A 22,969-nucleotide genomic window follows, 5' to 3' on the forward strand; every position below is an offset into this window, starting at 1 on the left:
TAAATTATATAGTCATCATACAATCTTGATTATATTTTAAGAACGAGTGCCTCATAGGGTTTGAATGTATTCTTTCCTGAAAGTGAATTCACATTGTAGTTCGTAAGAAGAATTTCGCCACACTGATCGATGTCAGTATAGTCTATTTCTTTATTACTAAAATTACAGTAAACAATTACAGATTCTTGATCCAATGTCCTTTTATATATTAATAACTCTGGATGATCTAGTTCTAAGAATTCAATGTTTCCACTCTGAATCACCGGTAATTCTTTTCGTAAATGGATCAGTGCATGATAAGTATAATAGATTGAATCTGAGTCTGAAAGATTGTCTTCAACAGTTTGTAACTCAGGATACTCAGAAAGTGCTAACCATGGCTTTCCTGTTGTGAACCCATGTTGGTAACTATGATTCCAAGGAATTGGAGTTCGTCCATTATCACGAGATCTCTCATGGATAATAGCCGTCACTTCTGATTCAGTCAACCCTCTTTCTCTTAAAATTCGAATCATATTTATGGTTTCGATATCACGATAAGTTTCTAAGCTTTCAAAGTAACTATTCGGAAGTCCAATTTCCTCACCCTGGTAGATGTATGGCATTCCACGCATTAATTGCATCGCAATTGCTAACATTTTACCAGATTGTTTCCAATACTGTGTATCGTTACCGAAGCGAGAAATGGAGCGCGGTTGATCATGGTTATTTAGAAATAGAGCCATGAGTGCATCATTTTCCTGCATTGCATATTGCCAGGATGAAAGTATCTGTTTCAATTCAATGAAATCAAAGGGTTTAAGAGCCCATTTATCACCATTCTTATAATCTACTTTGAGATGATGGAAATTAAATATTGTGGAAAGTTCTTGATTTTTAGGATCTGCATAACGAACACCATTTTCAATATTGGTTGAAGATAATTCACCAACGGTAATAACGTCGTTATGTTTACCAAATGTTTCTTGGTTTAGTTTGTGTAAGTACTCATGGACTCTTTTTCCATCAGAGTAGAAACGGCGACCGTCTCCTTCAAAGTCATCCTCAAAAACTTCAGGCTTTGAAATAAGGTTAATGACATCAAATCGAAGACCTTTAACACCTTTATCCAACCAAAAATTCACGATTTTGCATACTTCTTCAAATACTGCATCATTTTCCCAGTTAAGATCTGCTTGTGTTACATCAAAGAGATGAAGATAATATAGTTTCATATCCTCTACGTATTCCCAAGCATTTCCACCAAACTTCGACTCCCAGTTCGTTGGTTTCTCTTTGAAAAAGTAATAGTCTTGATAAGTCTTATCACCTTTTAATGCCTTTTGAAACCATTCATGCTTAGTTGAAGTATGATTCAAAACCATATCGAACATGATGTCTAAATCACGGCTCTTTGCTTCTAAAAACAGTTCTTCTACGTCTTCCATGGTTCCGAATATCGGATCAATTTCATAATAATTTTCAATGTCATATCCGTTATCTCGTTGTGGTGAAACAAAGATAGGAGTTAACCAAATCACATCTACACCAAGATTTTTAAGGTAATCAAGCTTAGAGATGATACCCTGAACATCCCCAATACCATCGCCATTTGAATCCATAAATGATTTTGGATAAATTTGATAGACAACTTTATTATTTAACATATTACGCATTTTTCTTCTTTCCATAAATTACTGTAAGTGAGAAAGGTACGATCATTGCGACAACTGCAATAAGGAAGAATAATGGCCAACGGTCCAAATTAAAGGATAGGAAACCAAGAATACCACCAACCCCAACACTGTTAGCCATCAATCCCATACCTACGGAAATAATAGCTGCAATACTAGAACCAATCATCGCACAAATGAATGGGAATCCATATTTAAGGTTAATCCCAAACATAGCAGGTTCTGTAACTCCTAGATAAGCAGAAATTGCTGACGGAACTGAAACTTGTTCTTCTTCTTTATTACCACGATGTAACCACCAAATACCTAAGACGGCACTACCTTGAGCAATATTACTAAATGCAATCATTGGCCAGAGAAGTGTTCCACCAAAATCATTGGCTAATTGAAGGTCAATGGCATTGGTCATGTGGTGAAGTCCTGTAATAACAAGAGGTGAATAGAAGAAACCAAATACTGCAGCAAAGAGAACTCTAAATGAAGATGTAAGTCCTGCATATACTAGATTTGAAATCCATGATCCGATTGCCCATCCAATAGGTCCTAAAACGACGTGAGCGATAATAACAGTTGGTACTAATGCAAAGAGAGGCACGAATACCATTGAGATTGCATTCGGAATAATTTTCTTAAAGAATCTTTCAAGATAAACTAATGTAAATCCTGCTAGGATTGCCGGGATAACTTGTGCTTGATATCCAATCATTCTAATTTGCGTAAATCCAAAGTCCCAGAAAGGTATTTTAGCTGGGTCAGTTCCCGCTACTGCATAAGCATTAAGAAGTTGTGGCGAAACTAATGTAATTCCAAGTACAATACCTAAAATTTGAGTTGTCCCCATCTTACGTGTGATTGACCATGTAATACCGACAGGTAGGAAATGGAAGATTGCTTCACAAATTAGCCATAAGAATGAGTGTACTCCAGCCCAAAACTGGGAGTGAGATGCAATGGTTCCATAATCACCAAAGACCGCATCACCAATAATATTTCTAAATCCAAGGAGTAACCCCCTACAATGATTGCAGGAATAATCGGTGCAAATATTTCAGCAAGGTTGCTTGCAAGTTGTTGAAGTTTATTTTGATTTGTCTTTGCCATTTCTTTGACACTATCTTTGGTTGTTCCTTCAATACCTGATACATCAATAAAATCGTTGTAGAAGACATCTACATCATTTCCAATGATAACTTGGAATTGACCCGCTTGTGTAAACGTACCTTTTACCGAACTAAGTGCTTCTATTTTTTCAACATCTGTATTCTTCGCATCACGAAGTACAAATCTCATTCGAGTAACGCAGTGTGTTACGGCAGCAATATTATCTTTACCACCCAGGTAATTCAGTAAATCTTTTGAATCTTGAGTATACTTTCCCATATACTTCCTCCTTTTTATTTCGACTTAAGAAAAAATAAAAGACCTCCCATGCATACATCAAAAAGATGTACACATAGAAGGTCTTGCCCATTTTTTTTAGGTAACAAGCCTTCCTTGCTTACTTTGAGATCATTTCCAAACGGTTAAGATGAATCGTCATGTAAACAAGTTCCTGTGAATTTATTTTAACTTGAAGTCGGTTTTCAATATAATCCTGGATTTTGCAAGCACATTTATAAGCGCTTTCAAATTCCTCAATTACATTATAGAGCACATTTTCACTGAAGTCAACTTGTTGATTGCTCATCACTCTTTGCAATAACATTTTTAAATGAATCATAATTCTTTGCGTATTAACATCATCTAACTTTAGTGGAATCAAGTAGGTATCTCGAATAATATTTAAACAATCCCATACCATATCTGTAAGAACGCCTGACTTGTTATTCAATTTTGGATTGACACCATTCACAATATGCATGGTAAGAAATCCGGTTTCGTCTTCTGGAAGATTGATATTGTACAGTTTATTAATCTCTTTACGAATATGATCTGCAAACTGATACTCTTTTTCATAGAGGAATTGTAAATCATAACTCATCAAGTTTCGAATTTCTTGTCCCGATTCGAGTCGAATCATCGCAAAGTTTATGTGATCGATAATTGTAACATACGCATGTGCATCCAACTCAAGGTTAAAATCTTTTGATTGGTTTTCTAAAATTCGATATACTTCAAAGAACATGCTTTCAGGAATATCTTTTACAAGCTGTGTTGCTCTAATTGCATCCTCTTGTTTAAGTTCGAATATTTTTTCAATCTTTCGAGGATCTGCCTTTTGATTTACTTTGGCATTGAATCCAATTCCCAAACCAACAATAATGACCTCTTGGAAGTTGTTGACTGCAACAACAACATTGTTATTAAGAATCTTTTTAATTCGATATGTTTTTTGCATGATACAACCTCCCTTGTTCTAGTATTACAAATTTATTTAAAACTTGCAATTAAAAAAACACACCCGAAGGTGTGTAAATTAAATTTTAGAGTTCGTTTAGTGATGCAAGAAGCGCAACCATGAAATCATAGGTACGATCCAATGATTCTAGATCTAAACGTTCATCAGGTGTATGGATGTCAAACATAATTGGTCCGAAACTTACGATATCAAGTTCTGGCATTTTACCTTTCCAGATACCTAATTCCATACCACCATGTGTTGCAACGATATTCATATCTGTTCCGCGCATTGCTTTATAAACTTCGAGAGTTTTAGCACGAAGTGGAGATTTCGCATCGTAGTTCCAGCCTGGATAATTTGAAGAGAATTCAACATTCATTCCATATTGTCTTCCAATCCATTCAACTTGGCGCATAACATTTTCTTTTACAAATGCTTGCGTAGCACGTAAGGATACTGAGATTTCGAAACGTTCATCATTAAGATTTACTGTTCCGATGTTTGCGGAAGTAATAACAAGATCTTCAATTGCTTTACTCATTTGGATGACACCATATGGAAGCATGAAGAGCATATCTACAACCATTTCTGTATCTTTTTCAGAAAGAACTTTATCTGTTGTTCCTTCAATAAGATTAAATGTTAAACCAGCATCAGAGAATTCATATTGTGTTTTGAATTCTGCAGCAACAGGTGCAAACCAAGCTTTGAAAGCTTCAACATCTTCAACGGCTACTGTGAAGTCATTTTCACGAGTAATAGCATTCATTTTGAGACCACCATCAATCGCAACAACACGAAGTGGCATTTCATCCAATGCACGACGCAAGATAATACCCGCTAATTTTGAAGCATTCGCACGTTCTTGATCAATCTCGCCTCCAGAGTGTCCTCCAAGCAGACCACGGATTTCTACAGTTATAGTGTCGGATGTTTTTGATTCAAAAGTAACTTCTTTATTAAGAACACCACGAACACCACCACATGAAGAAACGTATGTTTCAATTTCTCCAGATCCGTCTAAACCAATGCACAGTTCAGATTTTAACATGGAAGTATCTAATTCAGTAGCACCTGTTAAACCTGTTTCTTCTTGAACTGTAAAAACACATTCAAGTGCAGGATGTTTCGCTTCTTTGTCAGCAAGAATTGCCATCATGTAAACAACACCAGCGCCATCATCAGCACCCAATGTTGTTCCTTTAGCATGTAAGAATCCGTCTTCAATATAAAGGTCCAAAGGATCATTATCAAAGTCATGATTACTATCTTTATTCTTTTCTGCAACCATATCCGTATGTGATTGTAACATCACAACAGGAGCATCTTCATACCCCTTTGATGCTGGCTTGAAAATAATGACATTATACATGTCATCAATCATAGTTTCTAATCCTAAATCCTTCGCAAAATTAACTAAATAATTGGCAATTTTTTCTTCATGAAATGAAGCGCGAGGAATCGCAGATATCTCTCTAAAATACTTTAAAACAGTTGATTCACTCATAAATAACCTTCTTTCTTTAATACTACGACTATAATAACACATTCTCTGTTCATATATCTTCAAAATAACTGTGAAATACTATAAACTAATAACTAAAGGAGATGTGAAAATGAAGAAATTTTTAAATGAATTCAAAGAATTTGCTATGCAAGGTAATGTTCTTGATATGGCAGTTGGGGTTGTAATTGGGGGCGCATTTGGAAAGATTGTTACCTCATTAGTTAACGATATCATTACACCGATTATAAGTATTATTACAGGTGGTATTAAACTCGATGATTTAAAGATTCTCCTATCCAGTGCTAAGGGACCCGATGTTGAAGCTGTTTACCTAAATTATGGTCAATTCCTTCAAGCAACTTTAGACTTTATTATCATCGCATTCTGTATCTTCTTAATGATTCGCGCATTTAATTCATTAAAACGCAAGAAACCAGACGAAGTGGAAGAACCCGTTGTAGTAGAACCAAGTAATGAAGAAAAACTATTACAAGAAATTCTCAACGAGTTAAAGCAAAAATAGATAAAAAAAAATAACACCATTATTATGCGGTGTTATTTTTCATTATAGTCTTATTGACCATAATAATAGATTTTGTCTCCCAAACCAAATCCACCAACGTCTAAGATTCATCACGTCTCAGACATCTTTTATTTTACCATACTTATGATTTTTGTAAAGTCGCAAAATGTGAAGGTACTTAAAGTTATTCAAATTCCTTAAGTCTATTTTTAATTGTGAAATTTAAATAGATAAACAAGGGTGTTGAAAAGAATGCGAATAAAGAATATAAATCACTCATATCTGTACCGTTAACTTCTTTCATCACAATCCCTACACCCAGTGGTATGAACATCATTAAGAATGCAAATTTCTTAGCGATACGCAGCCACTTTTTAGTTTCTTTTGTGTTCGGTAATCGGTCAAGAAACTCCCCAAGAAAATAGAAGAGCGTTGCAATCATAACGATTGCAATAAATCGAAGCACATTTTCTTTAAGTGTGTAGTCTAAAATCCTAGACATAATCAAACCTCCTCAAGAATAAACTTACTCAGTGAATCCTTCGAGGCGCTTCATGATATTTTCAATTTTATTTTGGCATGTTTTTAGTGATTCTTCATCCATTTGAGTTCCATGTTCATCTAAGAAGCTCTCGATTGATTCTAAGCTTTCGATTAATTTTTGTGTTGTTTCATTCATTTTTAATTCCTCTTCCTATTATTTTCTTTAATTCTTTGTTCAAGATAGGTATTTCTTTTTGACTCATGTGCATTTTCAACAGCAATCTCAAATGCACGATGTTCCCCAACCAGAATCAACGATTTCGATGCACGAGTTACACCAGTGTAATACAAACGGCGTGATAGCATTCTATAGAAATCTGTAACAGCTACTAAGATTACGATTGGATATTCACTTCCTTGTGCTTTATGGACGGACATTGCATACGCATGCGTAATATTTATAAAATTTTGCGGTTCATACTCAACAAAGGTTCCTTCAAAATCAACGACAAGTCTGCGTGCTTCGACTTCAACAAGAACCCCAATATCACCATTAAATACAAAGTCATCAGGCTGATTTTTTAATTGAAGAATTTTATCCCCTTCTCTAAAGATACGTGTTCCAACCATTATCTGATTCTTCAGAGTATTTTCTGGGTTACACATTTTTTGTAAGAAGTGGTTTAAATTATCGATGCCACCTGGTCCATTATACATGGGAGCCAATACTTGAACTTCACTCAAATCATACCCTTTTGACAACGCTTCGTCTACTACACGAAGGACAATATCTTTAACACTACCATATTTATTGTTAAAGAATTTAACATCTCTAGAATAATTAGAAACATCAAAGATACCATGATTCATGTTAATGGCTAAATCAATCACTTCTGATCCTGTTTCCTGTCGGTAGTTTCGTTCTAATTCAATCGTCTCAAAACCATTCGTTGCAATCATATCTCCCAGAACAAATCCAGGTCCAACTGAAGGAAGTTGATCTTTATCACCCACAAATAGAAATTTCTTCACATTTGTAGAAGCTTTAAGTAAATTTTGAAATAACCAAATATCAACCATTGAAAACTCATCAACAATTACAACATCTGCTTCCAATGGATTTTCTTGATTAACGCCAAATTTATTCGACTCTAAATCCCATTTTAAGATAGAATGCACGGTCGCCGCTTGGACATTGGTTAATTCCTCCAATCGCTTGGCAGCACGTCCTGTAGGGGCACAGAGCACGATTTTAAGCCATGGCATCTGTGTTTGCATCAAAGTGACAATACCCGATAATAACGTCGACTTCCCTGTTCCAGGACCTCCTGTAAGAATCATAATATCTTCTTCAAAGAAAGAAGTAATCGCATCCTTTTGAACTTGATCAAATTCTATTCTTAATTTATCTTCAACTTCATTAAGTTTCTCATCGAAATTCTCTAAATCAAAATCATAACCACGATATTCGAAATCACTTAAAAAGTTAGCAACATAACTCTCTGCATCATATTGCGTACAATGATATAACCGATCCTCATCTTCAATTAACTCCCGTTGACGAATAAGACTTTCATAAGCAATATCAAAGAGTTCACTATCTTGGTTGCCAAACAGATTCTTAAAAGTGTTGATTGGAATGTAGGAATCTCCTGCACCAAATACAGTCGATTTATATGTATCAAGAATTTGAGCTTCTACTCGTAAAGGATCATCCAAATCAAAACCTAAAGATAAAGCTACTTTATCAGCTGTTTTGAATCCAATACCGTCAATATCATATACAAGACGGTAAGGATTATCCTTGATAACTTCGATGGCTTTCTCACCATACTCTTTTGTAATCTTAATAATTTGTTTGTTACCCAGACCATGAGCTACTAAAAATGACACAGCATCTTCCATTGGATCTTGTGTTCGAATAACATCAATGATTTTCTGAGCTTTAACGGCACTTAACCCTTTCACATCAATCACGAAATCATCTTCTTGACGAATTCGATCTAAAACATCATTCCCATATTTCTCAACGATCGCAGTTGCAGTTTTATTTCCGATTCCAGGAAAGTTAGGTCCTGATAGAAATCTAACAATAAAGTCCGGATGTTCCGGTAACATTTTAGTGAAAGATACGACATTGAACTGCATACCAAATCGTGGATCTTCATGATAAGATCCTTGGAATTCATAATAGCTTTCGAGCTCAATATTAATGAGCGGCCCTTTAATTGTCAGTGGCTTTTGATTGCTGTTTAAAAGAGCAATCCGATAGATTCCAAATCCAGATTGCTCGTTTTTAAATATACATGTTTCTACGACGCCTTTAATACTTGTTTCCACGAAACATCACTTCCTACATTGTAATTAAAATCATAACAGTCGCAACGAGATTATTCAAGAAGTGAACGCCCATTGCTCCGAAAATAGATCCAGTTTTTTCATAAGCTAGAATCATAAAGAATGCCATACCAGAATATGGAATAAGGTAGAGTAACTCTGTTAGTTCATGTGTATTTGCAAATTGTGGTAAGACGTGGATTGCTCCAAAGAGTAAACACGATACTGCAATTGCCTTCCAAAATGATTTCTCAGAACGAAATGACTGATAAAGAGCGCCTCTAAATACAAGCTCCTCAACAATCGGAGCAAAAATAACGGTTGCGAAGATATTGATAAGCGGTGCTTGTCTTAGGCTTTCAACGACAAGCTGTTGATTCCCTGCTTGTGCATCCGGCCCTAGCAAAATTTGCATGAGAAGACCCGATATAATGTTGAAGAGAAATAACATACCCCAACATTTAAGAACTGTTATCCAAGGACTATCGTGATCGATACTCTTACTTCCTGAAACAAAATCTTTCCATGATTTACCCAGTGATTTTCCTGCCACAAGTAATGCCATAACAAGAATTACGAGATATATCATTATTAAAAAGTTAGGATGGATTTGACCAATCGGTGTCTTGTATACAAAGTAAGACATTGCCGAACCCAGCATGGGCATGACGACAGTGTATCCAACAAAGTAAACGACGAGTAGTAAAAGAGTTTGTGTTAATGTGAAACGGTTATCTTTTGATTCCAAATTATGATTTCGAATTGGAGTCATACTTTACCTCATTTCCATCAATATCAAATACCTTATCGATGCGACCACCACCCAGGCATTCATCACCATTGTAGAAAACAGCTTCTTGTCCTAAAGTTACAGCTTTTACATCATCAATCATGGTTACTTCGATACGTGCTTCATCAATCCAACGAATGGATACATTCATATCTTTTTGACGATAACGGAATTTTGCAGTACATTTCATATCTTCTTTTTTATCTGCAAACCAGTTTACATCAGCAATTTCAGCTTTTGAGGCATAGAGTAAGCGATGATCACTTCCCTTACCAACATAAATTATATTTTTAGAAAGGTCTTTGCCAACTACGAACCAAGGTCCTACAGCTGTGGAAATATCCAACCCATGACGTTGTCCGACTGTATAGAACATAACACCTGAGTGCTTTCCTAATACCTTTTGCGTATCAATATCAACAATGTCGCCTTCCACATCTTTAAGATAATTCTTAAGGAAATCACGATATTGACGTTCACCAATGAAGCAAATTCCTGTTGAATCCTTTTTCGTTGCAACGGGTAAATCTAACTTCTTTGCAATCGCTCTTACTTCAGGTTTATCTAAGTCACCGAGTGGAAAGATAACTCGTGGTAATACATCTTTATTAACACGACTTAAAAAGTATGTTTGATCTTTATTTAGATCTTTTGCACGATACATCTTACCATCACGAGTATTCGCATAGTGACCCGTAGCAAGTGCTTCAAAACCATTTGCCGCCATGAAGTCATAGAATGCATCGAATTTTACATAACGATTACAGAGAATATCTGGATTCGGTGTATTTCCTCTTTGAGTCTCCTCTAAAAAGAAAGTAAACACATTATCCCAATATTCCTTAACATAGTCTACGCGTAAAAGAGGCAAGCCTAAATGGTCTGCCACTCTTTTTGCATCGTCATAATCAACTTCTTGAGAACACATATCATCTTTGATGGTTGGGTTTCCTAATATGTCATTATTTGCAAATGAGTCCCAATTTCTCATAAATGCACATGTTACGTCGTGGCCTTGTTCTTTTAAAAGATATGCAGCAACTGCACTATCAACGCCACCTGATAAACCTACTAATATTTTCATTTTTTTTCATCTTTCATTTCTAATCTGTCATTATCAAACATTTGATTCACTGAAAAACTGCGATTACTACTTCTCATTTCTGGAGGTAGAAAGGCATCAATTTCTTCATCATCATACCCTACTAGGAAAGATTTATCATTCATAATGATTGGTCTTTTTAGGATAGATGGATGACGCTGAATAAATGTCACTAATTCACTAATGGATAAATCATCCAAGTCAATTTGAGATTCTTGCATAACTTTGGAACGTTTTGAAATGATGTCTTCGGTTCCATTTTCACTACGCATTAAGATATGCTTAATCTCTTTCTCACTGAGAACAGATGTAAAAATGTTTTTTTCTATAAATTTAAGATTCCGATCCTTGAGCCATTGACGTACTTTACGACATGACGCACAACCAGGGGATGAATAAAGTATGATCATAATGTATACCTCCCTTGCGTTATCATTATTATACTGTTTTTATTTCATTAATAAAAGTCTTTCTTGAAACAATTGCAAGGGAATTTTCACATTTTCTGAAAATGTTTTACCAAATCATTCCCATCTTTTTTTCCACTTTTGCTAGAGTTTCCTGAGCTGTAGGACGCACTGCATCCGCTCCTTCTTTTAATATTTCATCAATGATTTCGCTCCCTACGAACTCATCGTATTTGCTTTGTAACATCTCTAATTCTTCACAGACGCAATCTGCAACTGCCTTCTTAAAGGTTCCGTATTGTGCATCTTTAAATTCTGCACATGCTTCTTCAATGGTAATTTCTTTGAGTGATGCATAGATTGTAAGTAAGTTCGCAACTCCAGGTTGATTCTCAGGATCATATTGAACAATACCCACACTGTCTGTCACAGCAGACATAATTTTTTTACGAGCTTGTTTTAAATCATCACGAAGGTAAATAACACCTTTCTCACCTTCTTTATCCGATTTACTCATCTTCTTTGTTGGATCTTGAAGTGAATAAATTTTACTTCCCACTTTTTGAATAACAGGTTCCGGAACGACAAATGTCTCTCCGAATCGATTGTTGAAACGTTCTGCAGTATTACGTGCAAGTTCAACGTGTTGTTTCTGATCTTCGCCAACCGGAACATAATGTGCTTGATGAATTAAAATATCAGCACTCATCAGTGCAGGATATGTATAAAAGCCACCGCTTAATGAAATACCCGTATCTTTTTTATCTTTGAACTGAGTCATACGATTCAATTCTCCCATGGGTGTTAAACAAGCCATAATAAATCCAAGCTGAGCAATCTCGTGTACATCAGTCTGTAAGAAGATTGAACAACGCTTAGGATCAAGACCACTTGCAAGATAGAATGCCAGCGCATCTCTTAAGTTTGTTCTTAATTCTTCAGGTTCAATTGGCATGGTGACACAATGGAGGTTTGCTATAAATACTTTCAAATCATAGTCATCTTGTGATGCCACAAAAGGTTTTAAAGCCCCAATATAATTCCCTAGTGTTAATTGTCCTGTTGGTTTAATACCGCTTAACATAGTTTTTCTCATTTAATTTCTCCTACTTATATTCAATATCAATTTCATAAATCTCATCAGCACGTTCTCGTGTTAATTGTTTTTCTTCAACCATCCGTGCTAATACATGTTTCTGTCGTTTTTTAGCACCTTCTAAGTTGGTGCTTAAAGCATAGTAAGATGGCGCTTGAGGTAATCCCATTAGCAATGTTGCCTGGCCGTCATTCAATTCATTTGGGAAGACATTAAAGTAACCTTCACTTGCTTGGTAGATTCCATAGAATCCGTCACCATAATAAATAATGTTTAAATATAATTCTAATATTTCTTCTTTTGTATACTGATTGAGTAAATCACGGGTAACAAAGTACTCTGATATTTTTCTTACAAAAGATGCTGAATGATCAAAGTATATATTTTTCGCAACTTGTTGGGGAATTGTAGATCCCCCTTCAACCAGTCTAAAGGATGTAATGTTACGCCAGGTTGCACGGCCAATTGCCCAAAAATCCAAAACCGCATGACGCTCAAATAAACGATCATCTTCAGTCGCAACCATTGCTTGAGGAGCAATCGGATTCATTTCCGACAACGGTACATAGTCTTCACGTTGTCGTATCTCATCAATTGCGACATTTAGAGGTACCGTTTGGATGACTTCCTTATACTCTTTATGACCAAAATACACAACGACGCCACCCACGGAGATTGCGATTATCAGAGTATAAAGTATCAATTTTTTAAGTAATTTTTTCATATTTATAAAAAAAACACAGTCGCCTGTGTTTTTATTGTCCCATCGACTTCATGATTTGACGAATTTGTGCTTCTGAAGGTTTTCTACCCATTTGCATATACATAGCACGAATCATCTTTTCGTTTACGGGTGGATTTTCTTTCAATTGTTTTTCAAACATACGTTTAGAAATAAAAAATGCTGCGATACCACCAACTAATGCGCCCCCTAGGAAACTCCAAAGGCTTGACCAAAATGCGTTTAATAATACGAACATGACTTCACCATCCTTAATTCATTCTTATTTTATACTGTTTAGGCCCTAAACACAACCTAAAGATTGTAACTTTTAAAAGACCCAGAAGGGTGATATATTGTCCCTGTTTCTTACAGGTGGGTATCCTGTTCACTAATTTCTGGGATTCTGATATAAATACCAGTATTCACACTGTTAGTGGTACGTCCGGATTCCCTTATATCAAAGTGTCGGAAAAATATTTAGACCTTCTAGGTACTACTATTATATCACACTTTTTTGTCTTTCGTGATATACTATATAAGAAAAATAACGAGGTGACGTATGAAGTTAAGTAATAGTTTTTTCTATACCATTCGTGAAGATGTAAAAGACGAAGATTCAACGAGTGGCAATTTATTAGTTAGAGCTGGGTATATCCGCAAGACATCTGCTGGTGTCTATATGTTCATGCCTTTAGGTCTAAAAGTTAAGGATAAAGTTGAAAATATTATCCGTGAAGAAATGAATGGTGTTGGTTCACAAGAAATGACCATGCCGACATTAATCCCTGAAGAAGTATATATTGCATCAGGCCGTCGTGACATTATTGGTTCAAATATGTTTACACTTAAGGATAGATATCAAAAACCTTACGTGCTTGGACCTACCCACGAAGAATTGTTTGCGCAAGCAGCACAAATGAAAATTCGCTCTTACAAAGACATGCCGTTTAGCCTCTATCAATTCCAAACTAAGTTCCGTGATGAAACGCGTCCACGTTATGGACTGATTCGTGTCCGTGAATTTGTTATGAAGGACTCTTACACATTTGATTCTACGGCTGAAGGTGCTGAAGTTTCTTACAACGGAATGTTTGAAGCTTACAAACGTATTTTTGATCGTACACATTTAGATTATCGAATTGTGAAAGCTGATACTGGAATCATGGGCGGATTGCTATCCGAAGAATTCCAAGCAGTAACAGATATTGGAGAAGATATCTTAGTTCTTGGGGAAGAAACAGGCTATGCATCGAACATGGAAATCGCTGCGAATGTACACCGCATCATTTCTGAAGAAGATGCACTATCCAGCGAAAAAATCTACACTCCAAATGTACGAACCATCGAAGAAGTTGCGGAATTCCTAAAACAACCCAAACAAAAATTCGTTAAAACACTTATCTACCGTCTTGACGATAAATATGTAGCAGTTTGTGTTTCCGGAGACCGTGATGTCAACGAAACAAAACTTTCTAAATTATACGGAGCACTTGAAGTTGAACTTGCAGACTTCGAACATGTTCAATCAATTACCGGTGCTGATGTTGGATTTGCTGGTCCAGTAGGTCTTAAAGATATTGATATCGTTGTTGATCACGAAATTGAAGGACTTAAGAACTTTATTGTTGGTGCTAACGAAGATGACCATCACTATATCAATGTTAATCACTCTGATTTTGAAGCAACTCACTTTGCAGATATCACGAATGTTAAAGAAGGCGATCCTAACCCAGATGGTAAAGGTGTTCTTACATTCTCACGTGGTATTGAAGTAGGGAATACATTTAACCTAGGTGTTAAATATTCACAAGCAATGGGCCTTGAGTATCTTGATCAAAACAACAAATTACAAGACGTACATATGGGTTCATATGGAATCGGACTGGGACGTACAATTGCTGCTATCGTTGAACAAAACAATGATGAAAATGGTATTGTATGGCCATTCAATCTTGCTCCATACCAAGTTGCTATTGTCCTAATTAACTACAAAAATGAAGAGCATGTTGCTTATGCAAATGCACTTTATGATGAACTTACTGCAGCTGGTGTTGAAGTCATCTTGGATGATCGTCAACAAAGACCTGGTGTTAAATTCAATGATATGGACCTCATTGGTGTTCCTTTAAGAATTACAGTTGGACGCGATGTTGAATCAGATCAAGTTGAATTCAAAGAACGAAATAAAGATGAAGCAATCAAGCTTGATCGTAAAGATGTTCTCGCTAAAGTTAAATCATTCTATTAATATTAAGAAAACTCCCTTACGGGAGTTTTTTTTATTGTTTACGTTTTCTTTCTAAATAGATTGCTGCACTACCTAATGATAGTGTTGCGGCACCTACAATCAAGGAAGCATTAATCGGATCAACACCTGTTCCAGGAAGTTTTCCTTTATCCTTCTCTTTATCTTTTTCTACTTCTGGTGTTGGATCTTCTGGTTTTTCTGTTTCTGGATCCTTAGGTTCTTCTATTTTCTTGAGATCAACAATGCTTTGTTTTAATTGAGTTGCTGCATCATCGATCATTTCTTGAGTAATAATTTCATCTTCATCAATATTGTCGAGTAAGAGTGTCTTCGCATGCTCAAGGTTTTTAATGACTGCATCATAACTTTCTTTCGTATACAATGTTGCATCAAGTGCCTCTGCTTCTTTAATCAACTGATCAAGAACATCATAATCTAAGAGTGCATGGTTGTAGTCTCTTTCTAACATCGTCAGTAAACGATAAGGTTTTAACTCAGCATCATACAATTCCCAATCAACAGCGTTATTGTTCTTGAGATAGTCTACAAAAACTCGATCGAGTGAAGGACCTTCTTCACGTGCTCCACCCAGCATGCTATATCCATCTCCACCTGCTGCTAAGAAATCATTGGTTGCCATATAATAAGTTTTGTTTAAATCAAGAGGTAAGAACTCGTCGGCTTTACCATCATAGATATATACACCCAGTACACGACTTCCTGGTTCTTTCGTTGTATCATAAATAACACGAATCGTATTTGATACATGCAAGTATCCACCATTAGGTGAAATTAATGGCATGCCATGTGCGTCAAGTTCTTCGGTTGTTGTCGTTCGAACAGAATGTTCAAACATTTGTAAGATTTGGGTACCCGTAACTTGAATCTGACTGGTGATATTTCCAAACGGTAGGACACCAATGATATCTCCTTCAGTCACAACACCTGGTTTAATATCTTTACGAATTCCCCCACCATTAATCATTGCGAAATCAGTAGGATTTCTAAATCCTTCTTTACCATACGCTACCATTGCATCTGTAATAACATTTCCAAGGTTTGTTTCACGAGTTCTTACGAATTCACGCTGTCCGTTAAAATGAATCTTATTGTCATTAAGGACAACCCCTGATACGGATTCCTTAAATCCTTCGTAAGCATCATCAATTAATCCTTTCACGACAGGATCCGGTTCTGCAAGATCTTTCGTGATTGGTATGAGTTTTGCGGTAGAGTTTTTAAAGTTTGTAAGGTTTAAATTCACAACACCTAAATTGTTGAGATGTTCTCCTGTTTGAACAAGAATTACATTATCACCTTTGAAGATTCCTTTTTCAATTGGAGTATGTGAGTGACCGTCTACAATAATAATTGGTTTATCTTTCAACTTAGGATTTGCTGCAAGACTTTCTGCAAGTGTGTCTGAACGCCATTCTGTTTTGGTTTCTTTATCGATTCCAAGATGCGTTAAAACAACAAAGAAGTCAGCATCTTGATGTTCCGCTTTTTCAAGCTCTTCTGTTACAGCCGGAATCGGCTCTTTCCATTTAATTCCTTCAATATTCTTAGGGTGTGTTTTAGTGTGTGTTTCAGGTGTTGTTGCACCTGTTACCACAATTTTATAATTATCCTTCATTAAAGTTTGTGATTGACCGTTTTGAATATCTAAAGTAACCGTTGGTTTAAACAAAAGTGAATTATCATTATACACAGTATTCGATGAAAGTAATGGGAAGTCGAGTACTTTTCCAAATCCATCTTCTTTACCAAGAGCGACTGCCGAACCGAAATCAAATTCATGATTTCCTACGACCATAGCATCATACCCAACTTCATTCATAATTCGAGCCATATCAGCTCCCTTACTTGCATTAGAAATTGGTAACCCTTGGAAGGCATCCCCACCATCAAACATTAGCAGAGGTTTAATATTGTCTTTATATCCCTTAACTCTCGCCAGGGCATACAAGCCATCACTTGGCTCAATACGTCCATGCATATCATTCGTATGCATGATCGTTACAATATCATCCTCTGATGCACCCACAGCCATTGGGACTGCCGATGTACCAAACAGAAACAATACTAAAATAAGTACTAAACTCTTAAAGCTTTTCTTCATTTGTATTTCCTCCTATTCTCAAGATACACTGTAAACGCTTTCAAATCAAGTCCTTCTTTAAATGTTTCATAATCTGTCTATTAAAAAAAAAGATAAATGAAGATGGAAAATGTGAAAAATAACACGCCTAACTCGTTGATATAGTCACTATAATATGTTAATCTAGTTTTAGAAACTAGGTGACACATGAAAGAACAAGAAATCTGGATAAAAGATCTCGAAAATTTGCATTTGCCTCGTTTTAACGAACTACCGCAAATACCTTTATATTTAGATCAAGTTATCGAATATACTAACACTCAATTGAATGTTTTATTTCAGTTTGAGGAATCAATTTTAACACGGTCAATGGTTAATAATTATGTTAAACACAAGATGATGCCTGCTCCGCAAAAGAAGCGATATCAGCAAGAACATCTCGTCTATATTATTACCATTTCGATTCTAAAATCGATATTTAGTATCGGAAACATATCGAGTGGGATTGAGGGAGCATTAAATCAGTACGATATTGATGTTGCCTACGATATGTTTGTGGAATCCATTGAAGAGAGTTTAAAAATGTTGGTCAATGAATTGTATCAATATGACTTAAAGCTTGAAACAACTGAGCGCATTCGAACCCCACTAAAGGCAGCAACTCTTGCATTTGCTGCGAAAATTCTTGCCAATTATACATTTAATGCCTATGTGCAAAAGGAGAACACTCATGAGTGAAAAAATAGCTATCGTCGTTGATTCAGGATCCGATGTAAACAAGAAATTTAAAGATCAATATAATATCAAAAGCTTGCCCCTACGAATCAATATTGAGGGAAAAGAATATATTGATGGTGTTGATATTGAAATGGCAGAAGTTTTAAGAAGACTTGAAGAAACAAAAGTAACTACTTCCCTTCCTTCCGGTCAAGACATTGTGGATGCTTTAGAAGCACTCAAAAACGAGGGATACACTCATGTGATTGTCGTTACGATTTCTTCGGGTTTAAGCGGAACTTACAATGCAATCCGTAATATAAGTAATGATATTGACGGACTTACAGTATCCGTATTTGATACTAAAAACATCAGCTTGGGTAGTGGTCATCTCGCAATTCGCGCTGCACAAAACGTTGAAAAAGGCATGTCATTTGATGACGTTGTTAACGACTTGCATGCGTCAATCAATCAATCAAAAGTATTCTTCACTGTCGGATCTCTTGATTACCTCATTCGTGGTGGACGTATTGGTCATGTAGCAGGAACAGTTGCGAACATCTTAAATATTAAACCAATCATCTCATGTAACGAAGAAGGAATTTATCATACTGTAGATAAAGTACGTGGTGAACGACGTGTTATTAAGAAAATGATCGAAGCATGTGTTAGCTTTGCAGAGAATGCAAGTACAAGTAAAATTGAATTACTTACGGCTAATCCAGAAACAAACTATGATGAATTGAAAATTTCATTAAAGGAAGCAATTCCATCACTCACAGAGATTGGTATCACCGTTATCTCACCCGCACTTGCAATCCATACAGGACCTGAAGTACTTGGTATTTCAATTATAATCGACTAATTAAAAAATAAAACTGTAACCATAGAGACATCTCAAGAGTCCTTATCGTTACAGTTTTTCTTTTATCTAAATTTCTTCTTCATCTGGTTTAACATAAACATCACGGGGTTTGCTACCATTCGCAGGTCCAATAACCATGTTTGTTTCGAGTGCATCAATGAGGTTTGCAGCTCGGTTGTAACCAATTTTAAAGCGACGTTGTAATAAAGATGTCGACGCTTTTTGTTCAAGAATTACAAAATCAAACGCTTCCTCATAAAGTGGATCATCATTTTTACTCACAAAACCATGATTTCCTTCGACACCATTCAATTGAATGAAAGCATCATCGAAGATTGGTTTAGCTTGTGAGCTGGATCGTTCTGTAATTTTCTTAACTTCTTCATCACTAACATAAACACCTTGAACACGAGTTGCGTTGGGTTCTCCCATTGGGATATAGAGCATGTCTCCATAACCTAATAACTTCTCAGCACCTTGAGTATCAAGTATTGTTCTTGAATCAATGGCTGATGAAACTGCAAATGCAATTCTTGACGGAATATTAGCCTTAATAATTCCTGTCACAACATCCACAGAAGGACGTTGTGTCGCAACGATTAAGTGAATACCAGCAGCACGAGCAAGTTGCGTAATTCGTTGAATACTAGTTTCAACTTCTTTACCAGCAACAGCCATGAGGTCTGCAAGCTCATCGATAATGACTACAATCCAAGGCATCGGTGAAAGTCCCTCTTCTGGGAAAGCTTTGACCTTCTCATTGAAACTTGCGATATTTCTAACGCCTGCTTTTGAGAATGCATCATAGCGCGATTCCATTTGTTCAACAACTACTTTTAATGCCCCCGAAGCTTGTACAGGATCTGAAATAACAGGTCCCATTAGATGAGGGATATCAGTATAAGGTGTAAATTCAACCTTTTTAGGATCAATCAACAATAACTTTAATTCATCCGGTGTTTTAGTAAGAAGAATGGATGTGATAATTGCATTCATACATACTGATTTACCACTACCGGTTGCCCCTGCCACAAGTAAGTGAGGCATTTTATTCAAGGAAACGATAATTGGATTCCCCATCAAATCTTTTCCCAATGCAACTTGAACGTTATCTTTATCTTCAAACTTCGTACGGGCTTGAGCAATAACATCACGCATTCTTACTGGCATCATTTCTACGTTTGGAATTTCAATTCCAACTGCAGATTTCCCAGGAATTGGTGCTTCAATTCTTAATGTTTTAACTGCAAGTTCCATCATCAAGTTATCTTGAATCGAAACAATTTTACTAATTTTCACATTACTATCCGGTTTCAATTCAAACTTAGTGACGGCTGGTCCAATATGGATGTTAACGAGTGTCGCATCAATACCAAACTGTTTTAGCACTTCAATAAGGCGTTGGCCTTTTTCTTTTGCTGAAGAATCATTTTGAGCCGATCGTGATGAACCTTTTGTTCCTTCTAATAAAGAAAGTGATGGCACCTTGTACTTCTCGTAAGTCGTAGGACGTTTATCATCCTTTGGCTTTTCAGGAGCTGGAGCTGATGTTTCTGAAACAATGGTTTCTTCTTCACCAATCTCATCCGGTTCTAGAAATGCAATCTGACCATTATCCTTAGTAATAGTGTTCTCAGGTAAATCATGATTGACATGTTGATCATCTAGATTTAAGAATTGTGCTTTTGTTTTTTGTGGTTGGTAATTCTGTTCAATCATCTCATCAACAGAATTAAGATTTTCTTCTTTTTTCTCTGCCTTCTGTTTTTGTTTTTCTTGTTTATTTTCTTTCATCTTCTCAAATAAAGATTTTGTTTTCTCAGTTTGAGTCGATGCGGTGGATAACATTCTTTGTGGTGTCACAATCAATGCTAATCCAATCAATCCAAAGACAACTGTAAAGACAATGACGCCTTCACGATCCAGTAGATACGATAACAGTCCGTAAATTAAAGATCCAATAATACCGCCATAAGCAGGAACTGTATCATCACTAAATATCTTCGGAATATCTTTAAGATATGCTGTAAAGACATTAAAACCAATGACGTCCGTTTTGAACGTTAGGCTTAGGATAAGTACCATCGCAATAAAGAGAAGTCCTACTCCAAACCATACTCTAACCGTTTGCTTAAATACCTGAGGTTTAAAGATCAGTAAGCCACAAACGACAATAATTAATACATAATAAGGGATGACATATTGCCCCACAAGAACACGTAAAAGGCTATTGATGAAGACCCCTATGATTCCAAATTTAAACCATCCAACAAGTGAAAAACCAATAATTGCTATCGCTGATATAAAGCGAATGAGCTCTTTTTGTTTTGCTTGTTCTTTTTTAGTATTCCCCTTTTTTGCCAATCCCTATCACTCCAATCAAACTCTAATTTCAATAATTACAGGTAAAATCATTGGACGTTTTCCTGTTTGTTTATATACAAATTTTGACATTAAGTCACGTGCTTCATTACGAGCTGTGATGTTGTCATATTTCTTTTCTTTAACCATTTCCGCAATTTTATTTTCTAAAATATTGCCAACTTCTTTCATCACGTTATCTGCGTCTTTAAGATAAATAACGCCACGTGATTGAATATCAGGACCACCAATAACTTCTTTAGTTTTATTATTTAAGACGATACCCACAATAATTGCACCATCAGTAGCTAATGTTTGACGATCACGTAAAACAAGTCCTGATGTATCTAAATGATCTTTACCATCAATCAGTAAATCTTCGAGTTTCACGATTTCTGATGTAGACTTCAAGCGTCCATCCACAAACTCTGCAACTTGACCATTATCTAAAATTACGATATTAGCGGCCGAGATTCCCATATCAGTTGCGATATTTGCATTCGCAACAAGGTTCTGGTACTCACCTTTCACGGGAACATAGTAACGAGGTTTGAAAATTGATATCATCATTTTCAAATCTTCAATTGAAGCATGCATCGATAATACTTCTTTATAGTTCATGGTTGTGACACCCACGCCATCTTTAAAGAGTTCATTGACCATAAGCCCTGCTTCCGCTTCCGTACCAGGTACTTCAGGGGATGCAACGATTACATGATCGGTTTCTTTAATATCAACGACTTGATCTTCGCCCATAGCAATACGGGTCATTTTTCTGAAGACAGTTGGTCCGACGTCAGAAACGATAATAATAACGTTTTTAATATCATTGTTAAATTCTTCAGGTGCTATTTCCAAGTTCTTAGGTAATTTAATGTAGTTTAATTTTTCTAAGTGACGCACTAAACGACGTTGTTTTTCTCCATAGAAGAAAATGCGACGTTTGAATTTTTGAGCTGTTTCGATTACTTCCATTAAACGATAAATATTTTGTTCATACAAAGTAACAAATACGCGTTCTTCTGTATCTTCAAGCACACGTTCAAGGCGTTTATCAATACGATGGTTTGGGGATGTAAATCCTGTACGTTTCGCACCGACTGATTCTGCAGTGAGTAAGAAAACACCACGTTTTCCAATCTCTGAAATGCTTGCAATATCACTTTCAAACGATGCATTTTTCACATTGAAATCAATGATGTATTCCGAACCGTGAACAATATATCCTTGATCAGAACTGATTGCTATCCCAAATGAATCAGGAATGGAATGTGTAACACCAAACGCAACACATTCTCGGCTATTAATTCTAAAACGTCCATTACGTTTAATTCTAAAAATACTGGTATTGCGAATTTTATTTTCTTTGAAGATATCTTCAATCATTAAAGCGATAAGTGGTGTTGTGTAGATGGGTGCATTAACTTCCTTGATTAGGTAAGGAAGAGCTCCCATGACATCATCATGACCATGTGTAATAAAGATCCCTTTAACACGATCAGCACGTTGTTTTAAGTAACTCATATCAGGAATAACTGTTTCTACTCCTAATTGATCTGTTTGAGGGTATTTTAACCCTGCATCAATAACGTAAATTTCGTCATTGATTTCAACTAACGACATATTTTTGCCGTCTTCATCGAGTCCTCCTAATGCGAGAAAACGAATTTTATCCATAATAAAAATCTCCTTTT

At 36.1% G+C, this 22,969-nt stretch carries 21 protein-coding genes and 1 other RNA gene; 4 read left to right on the forward strand and 18 right to left on the reverse strand.

All coding sequences use genetic code 11. The features are described 5' to 3' along the window. Positions 1–29: 29 nt before the first annotated feature. From H9L01_RS10005 to pepD, 5 genes are all read right to left on the reverse strand, one after another. Positions 30–1,655, reverse strand: coding sequence for an alpha,alpha-phosphotrehalase (locus tag H9L01_RS10005; protein ID WP_187533807.1), 1,626 nt, complete (start codon positions 1,653–1,655; stop codon positions 30–32). Continuing rightward, positions 1,648–2,661: a PTS trehalose transporter subunit IIBC gene (gene treB, locus H9L01_RS10010; protein WP_343062707.1), complete on the reverse strand. Its 1,014-nt coding sequence runs from the start codon at positions 2,659–2,661 to the stop codon at positions 1,648–1,650. Before treB ends, H9L01_RS10005 begins: the two co-directional genes overlap by 8 nt. Then, positions 2,574–3,053, reverse strand: a complete 480-nt coding sequence (locus H9L01_RS10825) for a PTS transporter subunit EIIB (RefSeq protein ID WP_246449026.1) — start codon at positions 3,051–3,053, stop codon at positions 2,574–2,576. The genes treB and H9L01_RS10825 overlap by 88 nt, the downstream gene beginning before the upstream one ends. A 118-nt stretch (positions 3,054–3,171) precedes the next feature. Then, the gene (locus tag H9L01_RS10015) at positions 3,172–4,011 is read right to left on the reverse strand and encodes a PRD domain-containing protein (RefSeq protein WP_187533808.1); all 840 of its coding nucleotides are present in this window, start codon (positions 4,009–4,011) and stop codon (positions 3,172–3,174) included. Positions 4,012–4,096: 85 nt separating this feature from the next. Next, positions 4,097–5,521 (reverse strand): beta-Ala-His dipeptidase, encoded by a 1,425-nt coding sequence (gene pepD, locus H9L01_RS10020; RefSeq protein WP_187533809.1) that lies wholly within the window; start codon positions 5,519–5,521, stop codon positions 4,097–4,099. A gap of 109 nt (positions 5,522–5,630) precedes the next feature. Between pepD and mscL the strand changes: the two genes are divergently transcribed. Further along, a complete protein-coding gene (mscL, locus tag H9L01_RS10025; protein ID WP_187533810.1) occupies positions 5,631–6,044 on the forward strand; it encodes a large-conductance mechanosensitive channel protein MscL in 414 nt (137 codons plus the stop codon). A 184-nt stretch (positions 6,045–6,228) separates the two neighbouring features. Here the strand turns inward: mscL and H9L01_RS10030 are convergent, their stop codons facing one another. From H9L01_RS10030 to ssrS, 10 genes are all read right to left on the reverse strand, one after another. After that, positions 6,229–6,546 (reverse strand): hypothetical protein, encoded by a 318-nt coding sequence (locus H9L01_RS10030; RefSeq protein WP_187533811.1) that lies wholly within the window; start codon positions 6,544–6,546, stop codon positions 6,229–6,231. 24 nt (positions 6,547–6,570) lie between these two features. Next, positions 6,571–6,723, reverse strand: coding sequence for a hypothetical protein (locus H9L01_RS10035; RefSeq protein ID WP_187533812.1), 153 nt, complete (start codon positions 6,721–6,723; stop codon positions 6,571–6,573). Between the two features lie 2 nt (positions 6,724–6,725). After that, the gene (recD2, locus tag H9L01_RS10040) at positions 6,726–8,867 is read right to left on the reverse strand and encodes an SF1B family DNA helicase RecD2 (protein WP_187533813.1); all 2,142 of its coding nucleotides are present in this window, start codon (positions 8,865–8,867) and stop codon (positions 6,726–6,728) included. A 13-nt stretch (positions 8,868–8,880) separates the two neighbouring features. Continuing rightward, positions 8,881–9,636, reverse strand: coding sequence for a CPBP family intramembrane glutamic endopeptidase (locus tag H9L01_RS10045; RefSeq protein ID WP_187533814.1), 756 nt, complete (start codon positions 9,634–9,636; stop codon positions 8,881–8,883). After that, the gene (mnmA, locus tag H9L01_RS10050; RefSeq protein ID WP_187533815.1) at positions 9,614–10,738 is read right to left on the reverse strand and encodes a tRNA 2-thiouridine(34) synthase MnmA; all 1,125 of its coding nucleotides are present in this window, start codon (positions 10,736–10,738) and stop codon (positions 9,614–9,616) included. Before mnmA ends, H9L01_RS10045 begins: the two co-directional genes overlap by 23 nt. After that, positions 10,735–11,166: a transcriptional regulator Spx gene (gene spx, locus H9L01_RS10055; RefSeq protein WP_246449035.1), complete on the reverse strand. Its 432-nt coding sequence runs from the start codon at positions 11,164–11,166 to the stop codon at positions 10,735–10,737. The genes mnmA and spx overlap by 4 nt, the downstream gene beginning before the upstream one ends. 106 nt (positions 11,167–11,272) lie before the next feature. Next, positions 11,273–12,259 (reverse strand): tryptophan--tRNA ligase, encoded by a 987-nt coding sequence (gene trpS / locus H9L01_RS10060; RefSeq protein WP_187533816.1) that lies wholly within the window; start codon positions 12,257–12,259, stop codon positions 11,273–11,275. Positions 12,260–12,269: 10 nt separating this feature from the next. Continuing rightward, the gene (locus H9L01_RS10065) at positions 12,270–12,983 is read right to left on the reverse strand and encodes a biosynthetic peptidoglycan transglycosylase (RefSeq protein WP_187533817.1); all 714 of its coding nucleotides are present in this window, start codon (positions 12,981–12,983) and stop codon (positions 12,270–12,272) included. A 31-nt stretch (positions 12,984–13,014) separates the two neighbouring features. Further along, positions 13,015–13,239 carry a YneF family protein gene (locus tag H9L01_RS10070; RefSeq protein ID WP_187533818.1) on the reverse strand — a complete coding sequence of 75 codons (225 nt, stop codon included), beginning with the start codon at positions 13,237–13,239 and terminating at the stop codon, positions 13,015–13,017. A 74-nt stretch (positions 13,240–13,313) separates the two neighbouring features. Continuing rightward, positions 13,314–13,479: non-coding RNA, 6S RNA (ssrS, locus tag H9L01_RS10075), on the reverse strand. Positions 13,480–13,542: 63 nt separating this feature from the next. Here ssrS and H9L01_RS10080 point away from each other — a divergent pair. Next, positions 13,543–15,231 (forward strand): proline--tRNA ligase, encoded by a 1,689-nt coding sequence (locus tag H9L01_RS10080; RefSeq protein WP_187533819.1) that lies wholly within the window; start codon positions 13,543–13,545, stop codon positions 15,229–15,231. Positions 15,232–15,262: 31 nt separating this feature from the next. On the opposite strand, the gene H9L01_RS10085 is transcribed toward H9L01_RS10080, so the two are convergent. Beyond that, complete coding sequence (locus tag H9L01_RS10085) at positions 15,263–17,353, reverse strand: 5'-nucleotidase C-terminal domain-containing protein (protein ID WP_187533820.1); 2,091 nt, start codon at positions 17,351–17,353, stop codon at positions 15,263–15,265. Positions 17,354–17,539: 186 nt separating this feature from the next. Here H9L01_RS10085 and H9L01_RS10090 point away from each other — a divergent pair, with 186 nt between their 5' ends. Then, positions 17,540–18,070, forward strand: a complete 531-nt coding sequence (locus H9L01_RS10090) for a DUF1836 domain-containing protein (RefSeq protein ID WP_187533821.1) — start codon at positions 17,540–17,542, stop codon at positions 18,068–18,070. Then, positions 18,063–18,914, forward strand: a complete 852-nt coding sequence (locus tag H9L01_RS10095) for a DegV family protein (protein ID WP_187533822.1) — start codon at positions 18,063–18,065, stop codon at positions 18,912–18,914. Before H9L01_RS10090 ends, H9L01_RS10095 begins: the two co-directional genes overlap by 8 nt. Before the next feature lie 66 nt (positions 18,915–18,980). Here the strand turns inward: H9L01_RS10095 and H9L01_RS10100 are convergent, their stop codons facing one another. Beyond that, positions 18,981–21,278, reverse strand: coding sequence for an FtsK/SpoIIIE family DNA translocase (locus H9L01_RS10100; RefSeq protein WP_187533823.1), 2,298 nt, complete (start codon positions 21,276–21,278; stop codon positions 18,981–18,983). A gap of 15 nt (positions 21,279–21,293) precedes the next feature. Then, positions 21,294–22,952, reverse strand: a complete 1,659-nt coding sequence (locus H9L01_RS10105; protein WP_187533824.1) for a ribonuclease J — start codon at positions 22,950–22,952, stop codon at positions 21,294–21,296. Positions 22,953–22,969: the final 17 nt, after the last annotated feature.

Origin of the sequence: Erysipelothrix inopinata (assembly GCF_014396165.1) — a bacterium.
Taxonomy (GTDB): domain Bacteria; phylum Bacillota_I; class Bacilli_A; order Erysipelotrichales; family Erysipelotrichaceae; genus Erysipelothrix; species Erysipelothrix inopinata.

Excerpts from the sequence above, each read along its gene's own strand:
- H9L01_RS10085 (WP_187533820.1), bottom strand. The coding sequence starts at position 17,353 with ATGAAGAAAAGCTTTAAGAGTTTAGTACTTATTTTAGTATTGTTTCTG.
- H9L01_RS10065 (WP_187533817.1), bottom strand. The coding sequence starts at position 12,983 with ATGAAAAAATTACTTAAAAAATTGATACTTTATACTCTGATAATCGCA.
- H9L01_RS10005 (WP_187533807.1), bottom strand. The coding sequence starts at position 1,655 with ATGCGTAATATGTTAAATAATAAAGTTGTCTATCAAATTTATCCAAAA.
- H9L01_RS10080 (WP_187533819.1), top strand. The coding sequence starts at position 13,543 with ATGAAGTTAAGTAATAGTTTTTTCTATACCATTCGTGAAGATGTAAAA.
- mscL (WP_187533810.1), top strand. The coding sequence starts at position 5,631 with ATGAAGAAATTTTTAAATGAATTCAAAGAATTTGCTATGCAAGGTAAT.
- mnmA (WP_187533815.1), bottom strand. The coding sequence starts at position 10,738 with ATGAAAATATTAGTAGGTTTATCAGGTGGCGTTGATAGTGCAGTTGCT.
- H9L01_RS10105 (WP_187533824.1), bottom strand. The coding sequence starts at position 22,952 with ATGGATAAAATTCGTTTTCTCGCATTAGGAGGACTCGATGAAGACGGC.
- H9L01_RS10030 (WP_187533811.1), bottom strand. The coding sequence starts at position 6,546 with ATGTCTAGGATTTTAGACTACACACTTAAAGAAAATGTGCTTCGATTT.
- H9L01_RS10090 (WP_187533821.1), top strand. The coding sequence starts at position 17,540 with ATGAAAGAACAAGAAATCTGGATAAAAGATCTCGAAAATTTGCATTTG.
- trpS (WP_187533816.1), bottom strand. The coding sequence starts at position 12,259 with ATGAGAAAAACTATGTTAAGCGGTATTAAACCAACAGGACAATTAACA.
- spx (WP_246449035.1), bottom strand. The coding sequence starts at position 11,166 with ATGATCATACTTTATTCATCCCCTGGTTGTGCGTCATGTCGTAAAGTA.
- H9L01_RS10015 (WP_187533808.1), bottom strand. The coding sequence starts at position 4,011 with ATGCAAAAAACATATCGAATTAAAAAGATTCTTAATAACAATGTTGTT.
- pepD (WP_187533809.1), bottom strand. The coding sequence starts at position 5,521 with ATGAGTGAATCAACTGTTTTAAAGTATTTTAGAGAGATATCTGCGATT.
- H9L01_RS10825 (WP_246449026.1), bottom strand. The coding sequence starts at position 3,053 with ATGGGAAAGTATACTCAAGATTCAAAAGATTTACTGAATTACCTGGGT.
- H9L01_RS10035 (WP_187533812.1), bottom strand. The coding sequence starts at position 6,723 with ATGAATGAAACAACACAAAAATTAATCGAAAGCTTAGAATCAATCGAG.
- H9L01_RS10045 (WP_187533814.1), bottom strand. The coding sequence starts at position 9,636 with ATGACTCCAATTCGAAATCATAATTTGGAATCAAAAGATAACCGTTTC.
- H9L01_RS10070 (WP_187533818.1), bottom strand. The coding sequence starts at position 13,239 with ATGTTCGTATTATTAAACGCATTTTGGTCAAGCCTTTGGAGTTTCCTA.
- H9L01_RS10095 (WP_187533822.1), top strand. The coding sequence starts at position 18,063 with ATGAGTGAAAAAATAGCTATCGTCGTTGATTCAGGATCCGATGTAAAC.